This window comes from Nonomuraea sp. WAC 01424 (genome assembly GCF_003947315.1).
GTDB lineage: Bacteria > Actinomycetota > Actinomycetes > Streptosporangiales > Streptosporangiaceae > Nonomuraea > Nonomuraea spiralis.
Genome location: NZ_QHHZ01000027.1, coordinates 92,156 through 111,318, shown reverse-complemented (window position 1 = coordinate 111,318; position 19,163 = coordinate 92,156). Strand labels below are relative to the sequence as shown.

12 protein-coding genes and 1 pseudogene are annotated in these 19,163 nt (G+C 73.2%); 6 read left to right on the top strand and 7 right to left on the bottom strand.

Features of this window, described 5'->3' with window-relative positions:
* Window positions 1-340 (top strand): annotated as a pseudogene (locus tag DMB42_RS49135) (cation diffusion facilitator family transporter); the annotation flags it as partial.
* A gap of 26 nt (window positions 341-366) precedes the next feature.
* Here DMB42_RS49135 and DMB42_RS49130 read toward each other — a convergent pair.
* Entirely contained in the window at window positions 367-1,488 is a 1,122-nt protein-coding gene (locus tag DMB42_RS49130; protein WP_125647989.1) for a cation diffusion facilitator family transporter, read from the bottom strand.
* Between the two features lie 251 nt (window positions 1,489-1,739).
* Between DMB42_RS49130 and DMB42_RS49125 the strand changes: the two genes are divergently transcribed.
* The 5 genes from DMB42_RS49125 (at window position 1,740) to DMB42_RS49105 (ending at window position 6,175) form a co-directional block, all read left to right on the top strand.
* Window positions 1,740-2,108: an SH3 domain-containing protein gene (locus DMB42_RS49125; RefSeq protein WP_125647985.1), complete on the top strand. Its 369-nt coding sequence runs from the start codon at window positions 1,740-1,742 to the stop codon at window positions 2,106-2,108.
* A 19-nt stretch (window positions 2,109-2,127) separates the two neighbouring features.
* Entirely contained in the window at window positions 2,128-2,346 is a 219-nt protein-coding gene (locus tag DMB42_RS49120) for a hypothetical protein (protein WP_185845274.1), read from the top strand.
* 156 nt (window positions 2,347-2,502) lie between these two features.
* Window positions 2,503-3,189, top strand: a complete 687-nt coding sequence (locus tag DMB42_RS49115; protein WP_125647982.1) for a DivIVA domain-containing protein — start codon at window positions 2,503-2,505, stop codon at window positions 3,187-3,189.
* Between the two features lie 139 nt (window positions 3,190-3,328).
* The gene (locus DMB42_RS49110) at window positions 3,329-4,555 is read left to right on the top strand and encodes a hypothetical protein (protein ID WP_125647979.1); all 1,227 of its coding nucleotides are present in this window, start codon (window positions 3,329-3,331) and stop codon (window positions 4,553-4,555) included.
* A gap of 126 nt (window positions 4,556-4,681) precedes the next feature.
* Window positions 4,682-6,175: a phosphoesterase gene (locus DMB42_RS49105; RefSeq protein WP_125647976.1), complete on the top strand. Its 1,494-nt coding sequence runs from the start codon at window positions 4,682-4,684 to the stop codon at window positions 6,173-6,175.
* Window positions 6,176-6,220: 45 nt separating this feature from the next.
* Here DMB42_RS49105 and DMB42_RS49100 read toward each other — a convergent pair whose 3' ends face one another.
* From DMB42_RS49100 to DMB42_RS49075, 6 genes are all read right to left on the bottom strand, one after another.
* Entirely contained in the window at window positions 6,221-12,019 is a 5,799-nt protein-coding gene (locus tag DMB42_RS49100) for a trypsin-like serine protease (protein WP_125647973.1), read from the bottom strand.
* A gap of 63 nt (window positions 12,020-12,082) precedes the next feature.
* Window positions 12,083-12,370, bottom strand: coding sequence for a trypco2 family protein (locus DMB42_RS49095; protein ID WP_125647970.1), 288 nt, complete (start codon window positions 12,368-12,370; stop codon window positions 12,083-12,085).
* A 177-nt stretch (window positions 12,371-12,547) separates the two neighbouring features.
* Complete coding sequence (locus DMB42_RS49090; RefSeq protein WP_185845273.1) at window positions 12,548-14,950, bottom strand: AAA family ATPase; 2,403 nt, start codon at window positions 14,948-14,950, stop codon at window positions 12,548-12,550.
* 221 nt (window positions 14,951-15,171) lie between these two features.
* A complete protein-coding gene (locus tag DMB42_RS49085) occupies window positions 15,172-15,438 on the bottom strand; it encodes a hypothetical protein (protein WP_125647965.1) in 267 nt (88 codons plus the stop codon).
* Window positions 15,439-15,448: 10 nt separating this feature from the next.
* Window positions 15,449-17,587: a hypothetical protein gene (locus DMB42_RS49080; RefSeq protein ID WP_125647963.1), complete on the bottom strand. Its 2,139-nt coding sequence runs from the start codon at window positions 17,585-17,587 to the stop codon at window positions 15,449-15,451.
* The gene (locus DMB42_RS49075; protein WP_125647960.1) at window positions 17,584-19,161 is read right to left on the bottom strand and encodes a peroxidase family protein; all 1,578 of its coding nucleotides are present in this window, start codon (window positions 19,159-19,161) and stop codon (window positions 17,584-17,586) included. The genes DMB42_RS49080 and DMB42_RS49075 overlap by 4 nt, the downstream gene beginning before the upstream one ends.
* Window positions 19,162-19,163 lie beyond the last annotated feature (2 nt).

Below are 19,163 nucleotides of genomic sequence, written 5' to 3'. Positions count from 1 at the left end.
CCTGGCCATCGGGATCTTCGTCGCCGTCCGCGCGATCTCCCTCGGCCGCCAGGTGTTCGCCGTCCTGGGCCAGCACGTGCCCGAGGGCGTCGACGCCGCCGCCGTGGCCGCCGACCTGGCCGCCATCAAGGGTGTGCGCGACGTGCACGACCTGCACCTGTGGACCCTCACCTCCGGCATGAACGTCGCCACCGCCCACCTCGTCACGGTCGACCAGAACAGCAACCACGCCGTCCTGGACGAGGCCCGCGACCTGCTGCGCACCCGCCACGGCATCGCCCACGCCACCCTCCAGGTCGAGCCGGACGACCACACCGGCTGCGACGAGGTCGGCTGGTAGCACGCGGCGCGGGCGGGCGCCGTCGATCATGCGCCCTGCTCGTTGTCGTGGCAGGACGCCGGTCGCGGTTCGGCCTCGGCGAGAGGGGCGGGCCCGGCGGCCATGCCGGCGGCCGCGTCGGGATGCAGGGCGTGGTGGGTGGGACCGTGCGGGTCCGGGCAGTGCTCGACGAGACGCCGCAGCCGGCCCTCGTCGTCGAAGGCGTGGCTGCCGGGCACGGCGTGGTCGACCTGCAACGTGGTGTGCTCGATGTGGTGACGCTCGCGCAGCAGCCGTTCGACGGCCAGGCGGGCGGCATGGCAGTCGGCGCCCGGGGCGACCAGCACGTGCGCCGACAGGGTGGGGTAGCCGGAGGTGACCTCCCAGATGTGCAGGTCGTGCACCTCGACCACGGCGTCCAGGGCGACGATCTGACGGCCCACCTCGGCAGGGTTCATCTGCGCGGGCGCGGCCTCCATGAACACCCGCCCGGCGTCGCGGACCAGCCCCCAGCCGGCCTTCAGCATCAGGGCGGCGACCACGAGGGCGGCGACGGCGTCGGCCCGGTTCCAGCCGGTCAGCCAGACGATCAGGCCGGCGAGGGTGGTGGCGATGAAGGCGTACAGGTCGTTGAGGATGTGCTGGAAGGCGCCCTCGACGTTGAGGCTGGACCGGTTGGCCTTGGACAGCAGCCAGGTGGCGGCCAGGTTCACGGCGATGCCGGCCAGCCCGGTCGCCACCACGTACAGGCCCTCGACGGGGGGCGGGTCGACCAGGCGGCGCACGCCCTCGAAGGTGAAGTACGCCGCCAGCAGCAGCAGGGTGATGCCGTTCACCTGGGCGGAGACGATCTCGGCACGCCTGAGGCCGAAGGTGAAGCCGCCCCGGGGCGGCCGGGCCGCGATCCGCATCGCGACCAGCGCCAGCACGATCGCCATGGCGTCGGTGAGCATGTGCCCCGCGTCCGAGATCAGCGCCAGCGAGCCGGCGATCAGGCCGATCACCACCTCCCCGGCCATGAAACCGGCGATCAGCATGAGCGCGCCGCGCAGGTAGCGCCGGTCGGCGTCCGCGCTCAGCCCGTGCCCGTGCCCATGTCCGTACCCATGTCCGTGCCCTTGGGGGTGCCGTCCGGCGTGCTCGTGCTGGTGATCCTGCTGTTCGGACACGATTGGCGCTCCTCGTGGAGTGGGTGACGGCCGGGTGCGGCAGCAGATGACCCGTCACGTACATCTGACGGGTTGTTCATATGTACAAATGCTGGCTCCTGTGGTCCGGTAGGTCAAGGGGCCGGGTTGGCCGGACACAAAATCATCTGTACCCATGAATATCTGATCAGATGTTTAAACAAACAGTAATGAGTCAACTACAGAACGTAGAAGTTCCGGGACCCGACCCGCCGTACAGGAAGGGGTTCACGATGAGAACCGTTCCCACCTCCGCCGCGCTGCTGGCCGCGATGTCCGGCTGGCTGGCACTGGCCGGTCTGCCCGCCCAGGCCGTCCCCGCCGGTTCCGCCGCCGTCACGACGTCCACCGCACGGCCTGTCAGCTCCTGCCGCTACCAGCCCGACCACCTCCGGCGCGGCGAGACGATCGCCGTCCGCTCGACGCCCCGGCGGCAGGGGCGGATGCTCGGCCGCCTCGACGCCGGCAGCCGTCCGGTCACCGGGGGCTGCTCAAGCCGGAACGGCTGGCTGCGGATCACCACCCCCACCGGCGCGCACGGCTGGGCCTGGAACGGCTACCTGCGCAGGAGCACCGCCGGAGCCCCCCGCAAGCCCCTATGAGCGAGCGAAAGGACCCCCGATGACCGAGCCGCACGACCACGCGCACCCCCATCACCACCATCACGACGGCGGCGTCCACGCGCACGACGGCCCCCACGACGGCCCCCACGCCCACGACGGCTCCCACTGCGCGCCCGGCGGCGCCGGCGACTGCGCCGACGACCACGCGGCGCTGACCGGCCAGGCCCAGGACTGCGGTTCCGGGCACTGCGACGACCACGGCGCCACCTCGTCCTAGCCACCATGGCGGCCCACCCCTGACGGCCGGGCCGCCGCCCCCGGCTCGGCGCAGGCCGGCCCACGCTCCGGCGTCGCCCCCCACGGAAACGCCGGAGCGTCCCCACCCGCTGCCGAGTCAGGCCACCGAGACGACGGTGAAAGGCTGGATCAGTCCATGCACAGCGAGCACGAAGACCACGACGACGACCACGTCCATGGTCCCCACTCTCCCCACAGCCACGCCGCCCCCGACGGCGTCACCTCGCCGCCGCTTCCGGCGAACCTGCCCGGCCAGCTCGCCCTGCTGACCGCCACCGCCGTGCACCACCAGGTCTTCACCGTCGTACGCCTGCGCTCCGGCTACGACCTGGCCGAGGTGGACGCCTTCCTCGCCCGGGTGGAGACCACGCTCAGCCTCCTGTGGCAGGACAACGCCCAGCTACGCGAACGCGTCCGCGCCACCGAGGTGTCCACCGGGGCCGAGACCCTGGCCGCGGCGCACCGTGCCGCCCAGGAAGCCCTGGAGGCCGCCCAGCACGAGGCCCGCCAGATCCTCGCCACCGCCCACCGCGACGCCGAACGCCTGCGCCAGGAGGCGGAATCGGCGGCCGGCGCGCTGACCCAGGCCACCCGCCAGACGCTTGACGAGCAGCTGGGCCACCTCGAACACGCCATCACCGACCAGGGCCGGCACCTCCAGCACAACCTCCACACCCAGCTCGGCCACCTCCGCGCCGCCCTGGAACAGCTCACCACGCACGACCATCCGCCCGGCCACGGCGCCCATGAAGCCGCGTCGTCGCCCCGGCCGTTCTCCGCACAGCCGCACCTCCCCGTCCGCGACACCGCCGACCGCCACTGACCGCTGACCGCCACTGACCCACCGACCGCCACCGACTCGCCGACCGCCACCCGACCGGCGCACCCGTCCCGTACGCCTTCGCGGTCACCACGCAGCCCTCCGCTCCCAAGCACCGCCCTCACGCAGGAAAGGCCGTGTCATGTTCGTGCCGCTCGGGGGAACGACGCTGCTACCAGCATCCCCGCCCGTCCTGGCCCAGTTCGACCTGAACCCGGGTGGCGCCGGCCTCGACGCCGCCGGGCTGCCCTGGACCACCTGGGCCGCGGTGTCCCTGGTGACGCTGTCCACGCTGACCGGCGCCACCCTGGCCCGTCGCAAGAACGCCACGATCAGCGTCTGGCTGGCCATCGCCTCGGCGCTGATGCTCATCACCGCACTGGTCGATCTGCTGCCCGACGCCTGGCACGAGGCCGAGGTCACCGGCGTGCCGTTGTGGCTGGTGGGCCTGGCCGGGGTCTTCGGCTTCCTCGTCATCACCTTCTTCACCCGTAAGGGATGCGGCCACAACCACGGCGGCGGCGGTGGCGGACGGCACGCGCCCGGCCTGCACCGCCGGGTCAAGCAGGCGGTCAGCGCCGCCGTCTACGGCGGCGTCGGCACCGCGGCCGCGCTGTCCCTGCACCGCATGATCGAGGGCGCCACCCTGGCGCTGGCCGCGTCCGCCGTAGTGGTGGCGGCCCTGGTGATCCACTCGGCCAGCGAAGGGCTCGCCCTGACCGCCATGCTCGACCTGGCACGCAGACCGGCGGCGCCCTGGCTGACCCTGTCCTGCCTGGCTCCGGCCGCCGGGGTCGTCCTGGCGACAGTGGCGCCCCTGCCCGCCCAGAGCGTCCCGATCCTGCTGGGCATGGTCACCGGCGTACTGCTGCGCACCGGGCTCATCGGGCTCGCCATCGCCCGCGACAGCCGCCGCCTGACCCGCCGCCACCTCGTCCTCGCCGCTTTCGCCGTCGCCGCGATCGGCGGCCTGCTGGTCACCACGCAGACCCTGCTCACGGACGGGCCGCGGTCCGCCCCGATCGCCGCCGCCCGCGGGCTCACCACCGCGCCCGCACCCCGTCCGAACCGGCCAACCCCCGCGCCGAACCCGTCGCCCCAGCCGATGAGCGCCGCCCAACTGCGCGCCGCCGTCACCGCCGGGCAGCTCACCCTCGAACAGCTCCTGGCCCGCCGGGACCCGGCCACCATCGCGGCCGACGCCACCGACCTGCTGCGCGCCCTCCCCGAGCACACCACCGACCAGATCAGCCGTACGCTGCGCGCCGCCAAGATCGGCAACGGCACCAGCGTCGGCGAGCTCACCCTGTTCCAGCGCCACCTCCTGCTCACCGCCCTCAGCGACGCGCCCCCAACCCCACGCTCCTGACGTACGGCTCGGCCGACCGGGCAACGACTGTTCGTGCTCCACCCGAACGGCATTCACACGGTGTTCAGCCCACTCTTCGAGGCTTGCGGGTCGGCACCCAGATTTGCATGCACGAGAGGCTTCACCGTGAGCGAGAACAAGGCTGAGCAGGCCGAGCAGGCCCGGTTGTCCCGCCGGCGGCTGGTCAAGTACGCCGGCGTCGGTGCCACCCTGGCCGCCGCGGCCCCCTTGGTGGGCGGCACCCCGGCGCAGGCCGACGACGAGCGCAAGTTCGGCAACGGCGGCTCGAACGGCCGGATGTGGCGGGCGGGCGATCACCACGTCCACTCGGAGTACAGCGGAGAGTTCGACACCAAGACCAACCCGCCGACCTTCCACAAGGGCGCGGACGCGGTCTACCCGATCGTCACCAACGCCATCATGGCCAAGTACTTCGGCCTGACCTGGGCCATGTGCACCGACCACGGCGGCCCGACGCACTCGAAGGTGAACCTGGAGCAGGCCTACCCCGACCTGCTGCGGTCACGGGTGCTGGTGCCGGAGGTGCTGCAGTTCTGGGGGATGGAGTTCGACGCGCCGGCGCTGGACCACCACACGCTGATGATCCCGCACCACGACGGGGAGGCGCAGCAGCTGTTCGAGCTGGAGAGCCGTTTCGCCAAGCACGACGCCTTCCCCGCCGACCCGGGCCGCGACACCGAGGCCAAGATGGTGGAGTTCCTGAAGGCCGCCCGCGACATGCGGCAGAAGCCGCTGGTGATCGCCCACCACGCGTCCCGGTCGGCGACCGGCCTGGGCGTGTGGGGCCAGGACACGCCGCGCGAGTTCCGTAACGGCAACAACACCGCCCCCGACGTGTACGTGGGCTTCGAGGGCGCGCCCGGTCACCAGGCGGGCCCCCTGAACGGCGGCGCGCGCGGCGGCTACGGCAACCACCCCACCTACGGCGGCTTCGACCAGATGACCGCCCGGGTCGGCGGCCTGTGGGACTCGCTGCTGGGCGAGGGACGGCACTGGTGGATCACCGCCACCTCCGACTCGCACGTGCACTGGACCCGCGGCGGCTCCGACTTCTGGCCCGGCGAGTACAGCAAGACCTACGTGGCCGCCCGCCAGGACTACGGCGACATCATGGACGCCCTGCGCAACGGCCGGATCTTCGTCACCACCGGCGACCTGGTCACCGCGCTCGACGTCACCGCCGCCAACCAGGGCCGCCGCGCCACGGTGGGCGAGACGCTCGTCGTCAGCAGCCGCAACCGCACCGACGTCGAGGTGGAGATCCGCTTCCGCCCCCTGGACGGGCAGAACGCCAACGGCGACCGTCCGGAGGTGCGCCGCGTCGACCTGATCGTCGGCCAGGTCACCGGCGTGAGCTCGAACCTCGACGCCGACACCAACCCCACCACCAAGGTCGTGGCCCGCTTCGGCCCGAACGACTGGCGCCGCCAGGGCCGCGACTACGTCATCCGGCACACCCTGCGCGAGGTGGGCGCCGACAGCTACCTCCGGGTACGCGGCACCGGCACCGACGAGATGGAGCCGGCCGCCGACGGCAAGGAAAGCCCGTGGCAGGACCTGTGGTTCTACTCCAACCCGGTCTTCATCCGCGTCCGCTAGCCCCGGAACCCCCCACGCCTGCCGACGCGAACACCTGAGCCCTGCTCACGAGGACCTGGCCTCCGTGGGCAGTCCCAGGGCCTGTTCGCGCTGGTAGGCGGTCAGGTCGCCGCGTGCCGTGAGCAGCCCGGCCAGCCTGGGCACCGAAGGGCTGTCGTCGTGCTCGTCCGCCCATTGCAGCACCATGCGGGCGGCGTGGCGGGCGTCCTTGGTGCCCAGCTCCGGCCGGTCCAGCAGCGCGATCAGCACCTGGTCCGCCTCCGGGGTCTCGCTCCACTCGTCGAGCCAGGCCAGAGCCTGTGCGATCAGCGACGGCGGCGCGTCGGGGCGGGCCAGGTAGGCGGCCAGCAGGGCGCCGGCCGGGCGGTTCAGCAGCCGCCCGGCCAGCGAGGCGTCCGCGCACCGCCGTACCTGGGCGGCCTGTTCGCCGTCGAGATCGGTACGGCGCAACAACGCGAGGACGACCGCGGGCGAGGCGGGCGACCCGGCCCGCGCGCCCAGCCAGGCCAGCGCCAGCCCGCAGGCGTCACGCAGCAGACCGGCGGGCAGCCCGGCCAGCCCCAGGCAGCCGACCAGCAGCCCGGCCGCCGCGGGCCGCACGTCGTCCGCCCGTACCCAGGCGAGGGCGATCCGTACGGCCTGCTCCTGCTGCGCCGGGCTCAGCCCGTCACACGCCAGCACGCCGCGCAGCACATGATGAGCCCGGGCGTCGGACCCGTACGCGGCCAGCCAGTCCATCGCGTGCCGCAGCCCGATCGCGGCGTCGTCAGGGGCGAGGTCCGCGCGGCTGAGCAGCGGCGCCAGGACGCGGCCGGCGGCGTACTCACCACCGTGGACGCCCAGCCAGGCGACGGCGTGTCCGATCGAGGCCGCGGCGGCGGCGGAGCGGGGGCTCGTCCGGCGCAACAGGTGCTGAAGCAGATGCGTGCTGTTCGCGTCGGCGGGATGCGACTCAAGCCACTGGACCGAGAACCGGGCCGCGGCGTCGTACCCCTCCATCGGGGGCCTGAGCGACTTCAGCAGCCAGGAGCAGACCTGGACGGCCTCCGGGCCGCCGCCGTGCGCGCCGAGCCAGCCGAGCGCCACGTCGATCAGGTGCGGCCCGCGGTCCTCAAGGTCGGAGCTCCTCAGCAGCTCGGCGATCACCTCGCCGGCCTCCGGCAGTCGCGCGATCGTGCCGATCCTGGCGAACGCGAACTCCGGCAGGGATCCGCCGCCTCCCTCCGGACCGGGCAGTTCCCACTCGAAGCGCGGCGGCAACCCCGGCGGGAACCGGGCGGCCAGCGCCGCGGCCAGCGCCCTGGCCAGGTGTTCCGGCGCCAGGCCGGCCCGTACGAGCAGGACGCGCAGCACGTACCGGGGATCGGGACGTTCCACGCTCGGGTTCCGGAGCTGGTTGTTCTCGCCGAGGCTCCTCAGCCTGCTCACCATCAGGGAGGACCACGTGACGATCAGGTCGGTCAGCAGCCGTTCCTGGTCGTGGTCGAGCGGGATCTGCGCCAGCGGCCGCAGGACGAAGGAGGCCTTGGTGTTCGTCCCGAACTCCGCCAGCCAGGCGAAGGCGTATCGCGTCGCCCGCTCCCGTTCCTCCTGGGTGAGTCCGGGATGGTCGAGCAGGTGGCGCAGCACCTGACGGGCGCCGAAGGCCGCGTGATGCCGTACGAGCCAGTGCAGGGTGAGATCCACCAGTTCGCGGGAGTACGCCGGGAAACGGTCATGGTGGTCGAGGAGGGAGGGGAGGATGAACCGGCCGTCGAAGTCCTCCGGATGATCCCTCAGCCAGGCCGGCGCGTAGCCGGCGGCACGGTCCAGGCTCGCGGGGTCGACGTCCACGGCGCGCAGCAGGCGGGCGGTCAGGGCGCCGATCACCCGGCCGGCCGCCTGGCTCCCGTGGTGGACGTCCAGCCAGGCGAACGCGTGCTCTTCGAGCTCGGGCCCGGACTCCTCGCCTTCGCCGGGCGCGGAGAGGACGATGTCCTGACCACGCCAGTGCAGCGCGCGCTGGAGCACGTCCGCCATGGTCTCCGGCGGGAGCTCCGGCCTGCTCAGCAGCGCGCCCAGGAGGTTGCGGTTGAGCCCGGAGTTCTGCCTGAACCACGCCGACATCCAGTCGAACGCCAGCTTCACCGCCCTGGTCACCAGCGAACCGGCCAGCTCGGGACGCCGGAGCAGCCCGGTCAGCACCAGCGCGGGACCGTCGTGGACGGTCTTGGCGTGGGCCATGTCGTTCCAGTGGTGCAGCCAGGCGAAGGCGAGGTCGATCACGCCCCGGGCATGGGCGCGCCGCAGGTCGTCCCGCCGCAGCAGCGAACGCAGGACGAAGTCGGAACGGGGATGCTCCACGTGCAGTTCGAGCCAGTCGAGGACGGCGGGGACGATCCGGTCCACCTGGTCCTCGGTCAGACCGGGAACGCCGAGCAGGAAGCGGGCCCGGTCCAGGCTGAGCCGTACCGGGTGCGGGACACCCAGGACGGCGTCCACGAGACCGGGCACCCGCGCCGCCACCTCGGGGTCCTGCGCGGCGTACTTCTTCAGCAGCTTGAGCAGGCCCTCGTAGAAGACCGCGTCGTACTGGCGGTCCGGCTGCCGCAGCCACCACCGCGCCCGTTCCACCGCCTGCCGCGCCTGGAGGCCCGAGAGCTGCCCCCGGCGCAGCAGCTCGCCGAGCACGACGCCGTACTCCAGGTCGTCCTCGTGGGCGTTCAGCCAGGCGAGGGCATGAGCGGAAATGCGCTGCCCCTGCTCCGGCCCGCAGTGCCAGAAGCCGAGCATCGAGCTCAGCAGCAGCGCCGGGACCATGCCGACGCCGTGGACGTCCATCCAGTTCGCGGCGTAGCGGGCCACCTCGTCGGCCTGACCCGACCTGAACTCCATCCGGTCCACCACACGGGAGCCCTCCTCGGAGGTTTTCCTGCGACGGCCCCGCGCCGCCAGCGCGTGGATGACCTCCTTCGCCTCCCGGCGTTCGCAGTGGGCCCGCTCCGGCTCCGAACGGGCGCCCAGCCAGACCAGCGCGTGGCCGATGGCACGCCGCGCCTGGGCGGGGCTGATGTCCTTCTCCTTGAGCCGCGCCACCTCCTTGACCACGTGCAGGCTCTCCCACCGGGCGTGGTGGGTGTCCAGCCAGGTCAGTACGGCGTCGGTCGCCGACCTGCCGGCCCTGGGCTTGAGCAGCAGCTTGGCCATCTGGAACGCGGAGTTCTCCGTGCCGTGCGCGACGAACCAGTTCAGCGTGTGCGTGACCGCCGCGTCGAAGTGCCGGGCCCGGATACCGTCCATCGACAACATCGGCCTGAGCACGAAGGTCGCGTTGGGATGCCGGTCGTGCCGGCGCAGCCAGGCCAGGGCGCACTCGGCCGACTGCGCCCGCAGCGGTTCGGCGAGGTCCGGGCACTGCAGCAGGGGCCCGAGCACGAAGCTCGCCTCGGGTTTGTCGCCGTACCTGGCCAGCCACCGCACAGCGGCGGTGGCCGCCTGCTCGGACTCCTCGGCCGCGAGCGCGGTGCTCGTCAGCAACTGCTGGAGTACGTGGGAGGCCGTCGGCCGGAGGCTGTGCTCGGACAGCCACGCCACAGCCTGGGCCCGGCACCGGTCCTCGCCGGCGGCGCCCGGCCGGAGGCGGACCAGCAGCGCGCCGAGGAGTTCCGGTGTGCCGGTGTGCCCGGGGGAGCGTTCCAGCCAGTCCAGCGCCGACTCGACCAGCGGAAGCGGGACCGGGGCGGCCTTGGGGCAGGAACGCAGCGCGTTCCTGAGGATGACGGGCGCCCGCTGCTCCGATTCCGCCGCCCGGAGGCACGGGCCCGCGACGGCGTCCCAGTGACGTGTCGTCGCGTCCTGCCAGGGTGGTCCGGCGACCAGGGCCAGCAGCGCCTGTTCGGCGTCCTGCGCGCCGCCGGCGGCCCTCAGGAGCGCGCCCACGTTCGTCGCGTTCCGCTCCAGCCATTGCCCGCACAGCCGTTCCAGCAGCGGCGGCAGCTTCTCCTCCGGGTAGCCGGCCGACATCGCCCGGAGCCGGTGCGCGAAGTGGGCGAACGTGGTCACGCCCGTGAGCACGGCGTCCATCAGCAGGTCCGCCTGCGCCCCCTGGAGGGTCTCGCCGGAGGGCGTGAGCAGGCAGGACCGCAGCAGTTCCTCGGTGACCACGTCGTGCAGGCTGTGCAGCCGCCCGTCCCGCTCCTCCAGCCAGCCCCGGCTGAGCAGCAGGTCCACCACGGACTCGGCGGTCAGCGCGGTCTCGCGCAGGCACAGCAGCAGACGCCGGGCGGCGGCCTCGATGTCCGCGCGCGGCTGCGGGCACGCGCAGACGGCCGCCGCCGCGGCGAGCAGGTACGGCTCCGGCGCGGCCCCGGTCTCGGAGCCCTCGTCCGTGGCGGGCAGCAGGCCGTCGGCGCGCAGGTGCGTCAGGAGCCACTTCGACAACTCGCCACCGGGCAGCCGGGATCTGCGCGGCACGAGCAACTGGCCACCCCGCCGCGTCTCGAACTCGGAGGCGATCAGCACGGCGAGCCCCGGCCTGAGCCCGCACAGCCCGGCCAGCCCGTCGAACCCCCATTGCGGCACCTTCAGCGCCTCGGGCGCGACGGTCCGCAGGATCACGTCCTGGACGTCACGCAGGTACGGCTCCGCGTCCGGCACGGTGACGTGCCTGAAACGCTGGGCCACCTCGCGTCCGCGCAGCGTCGCGAACGGGGTCGGGCCCGCGGCGGCGAGGACGGCGACCCGCCGCGGCCGGTCGGTCACCCCGGCCTGGGCCAGCGCCGCCGGGATGGCGTGCGGGTCGAGGGAGAAGTCCGGCGAGACCTCGTCGGCGACGATGAGAACCCGGTCACTCCCGGAGTTCACCGCGGCCTCGACCAGCCGCTCGACGGTCGGCCGGGCCGCCGGGTGCTGGTGCAGCACGAGCCAGCCGTCCTGCCGCGCCTTGGAGGCGGTCTCCAGGCAGATGCGGCTCTTGCCGGACCCGGCCGGGCCCGTGACGAGCACGCCGTGCGTCTCCGACTCCAGCGCGGCGAGCAGGTTCGCGGGACGGGCGCGATGCTGGTGCCCGGGACTGACGAACCGCAGACCCTTGAGGTAGGCGTCCGTGCCGGTGAGCGCGGCGGCCGTCTCTTCGTACGGCATGAGATCCGGCGGCTCGGCGATCATCGTCCCGGCCGTCGCGGGATACCTCTCCACCCGCAGGCCGCGTTCCGCGAGCAGGGCGCTGAGGGTGGGATCCTCCTCCAGGCCGACGGTGCTGGCGGCGACCAGTGACGGCGAGGCGTGGCCGGTGCAGACGCCGACGACCAGGTCCTCTCCCACGGGAAGGACGGGAGCGCCGGAGATCCCGGCCCAGGGTGATCTGTCCGCCGGGTAAGGACGAGCCTGATAGAAGACGTGTTTCCATTCGGGCAGGCCGGAGTCGACGTTCAGGTCCAGCAGCTCGGGGGCCTCGAACGTGCCGAGGGCGATGTTCACGAACACGTGCCTCCGGTGCCAGTCGAAGTCCCGGGAGTCCAAGGTCGTGAAGCCGACCACGTCGCACGGGACCCGCCCGGTGCCCTTGTCCAGTCTCCCGATGCGGGCGGTCGAGCCGTCCTGGGTCGCCGGGCCGCGCAGCGTCACCAGGGCGAGGTCGTACCGGTCGTCGTTCGGTCTGTACTCTCGGTGCGGGAAGACCGTATCTATCTCCAGGTGCCGTTCGTCGTTCGACAACCGGGCGAAGGCGGCGCCGGGCCGTGGCGGCTTGCCGAAGAGATGCGCGCAGGTCAGGATCAGGTCCGGCGCGAGCAGGTAGCCGCTGCCGATGAAGTCCCCGTCCTCCTCGAACGAGACGACCCTGTCGAGTTTCGTCAGACTGGCCAAGAGTGTCGTCGGTCCCTTCCCGGCACGGCGCGGAGGTCAGCGGAGGTCGCGCGGCGGGCCGGCTCAGTCCCGGCGGGCCCTGGTCCGTACGTAGCCGCCGTCCGCGGTCTCGGCCGAGAGCTCCAGCTTGAGCAACTGCGTGGACACGGTCTGCGAGGACCGCTTGCCGTCGCCGGAGAGCACCCAGAGCTTCACGCCCAGGCCGCCCTCCTGCCCCTTCGTCACGGCGATCTGCGCCTCAAGGTTGATCTTCTCCAGCCGGAACCGGACCGCCTCGCCCTCGCTCTCCTTGACGGATCTGGCGAGTTCCTCGCGCAGTGCCCTGAGCACGCTGGCCAGTTCGATCTCCATGACGTTCCTCCAAAGCCGCGCTCACGGCGGCTCGCCCGCGATCCTTCTGCCAGGCGTTTCCCGGCGAAGTTCCTCAATTCTGGAAGACCGGGACGGCCGGGGCCCCGCCGTTGCGGCAGGGCGGCGCATTCGCTGCGGAATTGCGGAATCGAACGTACGGCTCGGCGTACCGCCCGCCTACGACCGCTCGTCGGCCAGCGCGGCCAGCACCCTCACGAGGCCCAGGCGCTCACCCTGGCGGTACTCCTTCTGGTACGACCCGTCACCGAGCATCCGCTGGATCCGGCCGATGTTGCGGGCCCGGCTGTGCACCAGGTGCGAGATGCCCCAGAGCTGGGGAGCGCCGGCCACCTGCCAGGTGGCGTGCGCGGCGCCGAGCAGCAGCGCCGCCACGCGCGGCTCCCCGCGCTGGGCCAGGACACCGGCGAGCGTCTCGCTCACCGTGGCGGCGCCGAGCGGGTCGCCGAGCCGCCGCTTGAGGTCCAGGCTGCGCCACAGCAGGGTGGTGGCCTCCTCGACCCGGCCGGTCTCCGCGCACTCGATGGCCAGTGTCCAGCGCAGGTAGGAGCGGTGCCAGATCTCCCCGCACGCCTCGGAGAGCTCCAGCGCCCGCCGGAAGAAGTCGCGGGCCTCCTCCCGGGCGCCGCGGATCGACGCGGCCACCCCGAGCTGGGCCAGGGCCTGCTGGGCGGTCAGCATGCCGGGCCGGTGGCCGTCGAGCCGCAGCGCCGTCGAGGAGTGCTTCTCGATCTGCTCGACATCGCCGCGGACCATGGCGGACAACCCGCGCAACTGGTGCAGGGCCGCGCGAATCCCGGCCCACTCATCGCCCTCGCGGCCGATGACCGGTTCGAGCCGGTCGAGTACGCGTTCGGCGGCGGCCCGGTCGCCGTGCAACAGCAGGACGAACGCGATGGACCACTGCGCCCGGCACCAGGACGGGGCCGGCTCGGCGCGGGGCGGACGCGGGTGACGCTCGGCCAGCGGGCGCATCCAATGGACGCCCTCGCCCACCTTCCCGCTGGCCACCCAGTACAACCACAGGGCGTAGGCGCCCTCGAAGAGGGTGTCGTCCTCGGCGGGCACGTGGGTGAGGGCCAGCCGGAGGTTGGCGTGCTCCTCCGCGAGCCGGACCAGCCACTCCGCCTGCCGTGGGGTGGCGTACTCCTCCTCCGCCCGCCGGGCCAGGCCGAGGTAGCGGTCCTGGTGGCGGCGCCGGGCCTCGTGCTCACGTCCCGAGGACGCCAGCCGTTCCCGCCCGTAGAGCCGGACCGTCTCCAGCAGGTGCAGCCGGGTCCGTCCCTGGGTCTCGACCCGCCGCAGCAGCGACTTGTCGACGAGTCCGGCGATCGCCTCGAACGCGCTGTCCGGGCCGGTGCTCCCGCCCGCGCAGAGGGCCTCGGCGTCGGTCAGGGAGACGCCGCCCGAGGCCGCGGACAGTTGTTCCCACGCCGCCCGCTCGGCCGGCGAGCACAGCTCGTAACTCCAGTCGAAGACCGCCGACAACGTCCGGTGCCGCGGATGCGCCGTACGTTCCGCACCCGCCGAGCCGAGCAGCAGGAAACGTCGGTCGAGCCGGTCGAGCAGGTCGTTGACGGAGAGCGTGCGCAGGCGGCGGGCGGCGAGTTCCAGCGCCAGCGGCAGGCCGTCCAGCAGCCGGCACACGCTGACCACGGCGGCGCGGTTCTCCGCCGTCAGCCGGAACCCGGGCAGGACGGCCTGGGCACGCCCCACGAAGAGGTCGACGGCCGCCGAATCCGCCCCGGTCTCCTCCGGCAGCGGGAGCGGGCCGATCGCCAGCACGCGTTCGCCGGTCACGTCCAGCGGCTGCCGGCTGGTGGCCAGGACCCGCAGGCCCGGTACGGCCCGCAGCAACGATCGGGTCACCGCGGCGGTCGCGTCGAGCAGGTGTTCGCAGTTGTCCAGCACCAGCAGGACCCGCCGGCCGGCGAGCGCCTCGGCCATGGCCTCCAGCGGTTCCTGCCCCGCGTTGGACTGGACACCGAGTACGGCGGCGACGGCCCGGCCGACCATCGCCTGCTCGGTGAGTTCGGCCAGTTCCACCAGCCACAGCCCGTCGGGGAACCATGGGGCCGCCTCTTCGGCCACGCGCAACGCCAGGCTGGTCTTGCCGACGCCGCCGACGCCGGTCAGGGTCACCAGCCGGGCCGTCCGGAGCAGCCCGGTGCCCTGGGCGAGTTCCTGGCCTCGGCCCACCAGCCCGGTCAGCGCCGACGGCAGGTTTCCGGGCAGGTCGCGGCGTGGCGCGGCCGGGCCGGGGGCCTCGTCCGGCGTCTCGGGCCCGGCCGAGGCCGACGCCTCGCGCCAGCGGACCGCCCAGAGGTCGAGGAGCACCGGCAGGCTCCAGTCGCGGGCGATCTCCTCCGCCCGCTGCGGATGCGTCCGCGCGAAGGCCGCGCACGCCTGGACGAAGGCCGCGACGGCGTCCCACGACGGCCGGACGCGCCCGGAGGCGGCGTTCCGCAACGACGTCTCGGAATAGGGTGAGCCCAGCCGGGCGGCCTCCCGGGCCAGCGTCGCGTAGCTGGGGCCACCGGCCTGGTTCCGTAACTCACGCAATGCCCGGGCGAAGCACCCGAGGACGCTGTCGGGATCGGGGACCGGCGCCGGCCGGCGCCCCGGGCGGCCCACCTGACTCATGCCGCCTCCGCCATGAAGATCACTTACTCACCGGATACCCGTCCCTGTCGATGGTGTCAACTCAGCGGGTCATCCAGTTTGTCAACCGACCCTGGCCGACGTCCGCCGAACGTTCCGAAAGGGCGGCGCCGGGCCGTCCGTCATCGCCGGCGGCCCGTACGGGGCGGGGCGCTCGCCTCCTCCGCGTACCGGCTCAGGCGTCGTGCGGACGTCTCCAGGTCGCTGGCGGCCGCCGTGCAGGCCGCGAGGTGGGCGGTCACCGAGGCGCGCAACCAGGGCGGCGTCCCGTCGACGGCCTTCAGCTCCGCCTCGATCGCGCGCAGGCGTTCGGCGCAGGCGGCGAGGGCGCGGGCGTCCGAACGCAGGACCTCGGCGTGGGCGATGATCGCGGCGATCGGGGTGGGCATGGTTCCTCCGTCAGGCCCGCGGCACCGGGACGGCGGCGTCCCGGAGCGTCTGGCGGGTGGTGGACGACAGGCACAGCAGCGGGCGGGCGCCGTCGAGCGCCAGTTCGCGGAGCCGGCCGGCCAGCGGGTGGGCCGACCGCGGCTCGACGAGCAGCCGCAATGACGGCGCCGCGTGCAGCCGGGCCCGCCCGCGAGCTCGTACGCAGGACCGCAGCACGGCGCCCGCCGCGCCGGTGTAGCCGACCAGGCCGGGATCGTTCACGGGCAGGCCGGGACCGAGCCGTCCGCGCAGGGTGAGGATCTGGCCGGCGGTGACGTGGGCGGACCGGCCGTCGAGCCGGAGTTCCAGCGGCGTCAGGTACGTCTCGCCGCCCCACAACCGCGACCCGAGGGCGCGTACGGCCACGGTGTCGACCGCCGACCCGACGAGGAACGTGCCGGAGCGGCGCAGCTCGGCCGCCCGCAGCAGGTCGGGCCGGACGGCCGGACGCGAGCTGCGGCGGGACGGCCCCGGAACGACGACGCCGACGTGCAGCTCCGCGTAGCCGCCCGCGCTGGTGCGCCGGTTCCAGGCGGCGTGCACGGCGAGCAGCGCGCGGCCCGCCACCCGTACGGCGGGACCGAGCCCCGTGCCCTCCAGCAGCTCCGCCGCCGCCGCCGGACGCACGGCGAAGTACGCGGTGAGCGCGTCGCCGTCACGGCACCTGATCGGCAGTTCGACGTTCCCCCCGGGCCCGCCCACGGGACGGGTGGGCACGGCCAGGAACGGGAACCCCACCGGATCCGGCGGACGGTCGAACAGCAGGTACGCCTGCGAACGCACCACCCGCCCCCGGAACGCCGCGAGCCGCTGCTCGATGTGCTCGCGGGCCTCGGGCAGGTCGTCGGTGAGGTTGGCGAGGTAACGCTCGATGCTGTGGCAGTGGGGGAACAGATGGGTCGAGTCGCTGTAGTCCACCACGTACCAGCCGGGGTGGAGGTCGAAGCAGGTGCCGGCGCCCTGGCCGTCGAGGGTGGGGATGATGTCGTGCCGGTTGGTGACGCTGGCCACCCAGGTACGCGGGTCGGCGGGGCGCTTGAAGTCGACGGGCGAGCCGACGGCGACGGCGTGGGTGACCGTGTGCCGGGCGCAGAATCCGGCGTCCTGTGCCAGGTTCATGATCGCCGCACCGCCCGCGCTGTGTCCGACGAGCGCCAGTTCGGCGCCCGGCGGCGGCCCGTAGTCGGCGACGGCCTCGGCCAGGGCGCGGCTGTAGGGGCTGCTGGCCAGCACGGCGCTGCTGAACGCCCCGAGCAGGTCCTGCGGCGAGTCGCCGTCGGGACGCCCCATGCGCATGCCCGGCGCCTGGAGGACGTGACGGATCACGCCGTCGGGCCCCTCGACGCTCTGGACGAGCGCCCGCCCGGTGGTGCCGATCGTGCCGATGTTGGCCAGGAAGCCGAGCAACGACCCCCGCGTGCACAGCCGGGCCGACTCGGCCGCGGTCAGCTCGATCCGGCGCGCGGCGCCTTCCCCGGTGTCGAGCACGGCGATCGCCCGGTTGCTCATGCCGGTGATCGGATCGGCGGTGGCGAAACCGCGTCCCGTCGCGATGAGCCAGGCGGTGGCGTCGTTGAGCGGGTTCTCGTCCAGCAGCGCGCGCAGCGCCAGGACCTCGCCGAAGACCGGGGCGAGCTGGCTGAGCGCGCGCACCGCGCCACGGTCCTTGACCAGCGCGCGCAGGGCCCGTACGGCCTCCACGTCGCGGTCGGCGGCGGCCGCGTCGATGAGCCGGACCAGCATCGGGTCCCCGGTCAGCTCGGGGTGGGTGAGCGCCACCGCCGCCACGCGCAACCGCAGCGACGTGGCCAGCACCCGTACGGCCAGGCTCTCGGCCCCCAGCATGGCGCCGGCCTTGGCGGCCGCGGTGGCCAGCCGGCCGCCGGTGAACGCGTATCCGAGGCCCCGGCCGTTCGTCGTGGCCCGCAGCAGCGCGCGGTAGGCGGGCCGGGCCGCCGAGGGGGCGTTCGGGGCGGCGCGCAGCAGCGCCGCGTCGGTGAGCGCGGCCGTGGCGTGGGCCGCCGCGTCCTGGATCGTGACCGCGATGTCCACCAGCTCCCTGGCCAGGGCGCGCAGCGGCTCGGCGGCCGGGTCGTCGTCCCCGGTCATGGCCGGGGCCGCCGGGACATACTGACGAAGCGGGGGCTCTGGTCCTCCGGCGTGTTGCGGCGCAACACGTCCGACAGCGTGCGGGTGGCCGCGATGATCCGCAGGCCCTGCGGGGAGAACGTGGCGGCGTTGAAGATCCGCGGAGCCAGCAGCGGGTTGGTGAGCGCCTGGGAGAAGGCGTCGATGGCGATGATCTTGGTCAGCAGCGGCGGCAGGATCGCGTCGGGGGATCCGGGCTCCTCGGCGAACAGGCCGACGTACAGGTCGACGTCGTCCACGTCGCGGTAGAGGTCGCTCAGGGCGCTGCTGACCCGCCGGTCGCCGGTGATCTGCTCGAAGGCGCGCACTCTGGGGAAGCGGCAGTGCTCGCGGTAGTCGTTGTACGGCGCCAGGCCGAGCGCCCGCGAGTCGGCGAGGCTGAGCACGTCGATCTCGCGCAGGACGGGGTCGGTGTTGAACAGGCAGATACGGCCGGCCCGCTGGCGGGAGGCGTCCTCGAAGAGCCGGCCGAGGCCGGGGCCGGGCAGCAGCGCGCCGCTGAAGAACGTCTCGGCCATCGGCAGCTGATGCCCGCCCACCGTCAGCCGGGACGGGATCAGGCTGTGCCAGCGGTAGACGAGGTTGAACTCCACCGAGGCCCAGTTCTGCCGGTGCCAGGGCGCGTGGTCCAGCATCGCCGACAGCCGCGGGTCCAGGGTGAACCGGAAGTGGTAGGGGGTGATGTGGTTGATGTACTCCTCGACGACCAGCTTGATCAGCAGCACGATGAGGATGTTGCGGGCCGTCTGGAACAGCCGTTCGTCGTCCCAGCGCGGATGTTCCCTGGCCAGCAGCCGCGCCACCCTGTTGTGCTCGCGCAGGAACAGCACCGTGAGCATCGTGAAGCCGATCTGGCCGTTGCCCCGGTCGCTGCCGGTGGCGAACAGCGTGTCGCGTTGAGCGTCGGTGAGGTGCTCGAAGCGGATCACGCGCAGCGGGGCGAACTCCGGCTTGATCTTGCCGTTCTCGCACAGATAGGGCGGGAACTCGCCGCCGTTGATCAGCTGGCTCTTGAGCAGCCCGCCGTCGAACGCGCGCAGCGCCGCCGACGCCGCCTCGTCGAGGCCGTACACCTGGTTGAGGTCGATGTGATGGTTGGAGCTGTTCTTACGGGGGTCGCGCGGGACGTTGATGTCGCCGCGCAGGAACCCGTCGGTGAACCATTGGGCGAAGTACGCGAAGAGCACCGTGGAACGCGGACAGAGGATCATGGACTCGCCGCGGGCGAACAGGTCGCCGGCCCTCTCGGGTGTGGGCCGGTTCTCCTCGATGCCGGCGACCGGGGGCAGGTGCCTGCCGCTGAAGGTGCGGTCGGTCAGGGAGGCCCACGAGGTGTAGTCGGCCATGGTGCTCAGCGGCTCGGGGCGCGGCGGCATCTCGCGAATCGCGTGGTCGATCAGCGAGGCGTTGATCCGGCGCCGGAGCGGCCGGCTGCGCTGGAGGAGGTCCCAGACCGGCCGGCCGTTGGTCAGGGCCAGGAACCTGAGCCGGTTGGACAGGCCGTCCGTGGCGATGCTCCGTGCGCTGCTTCCCATCG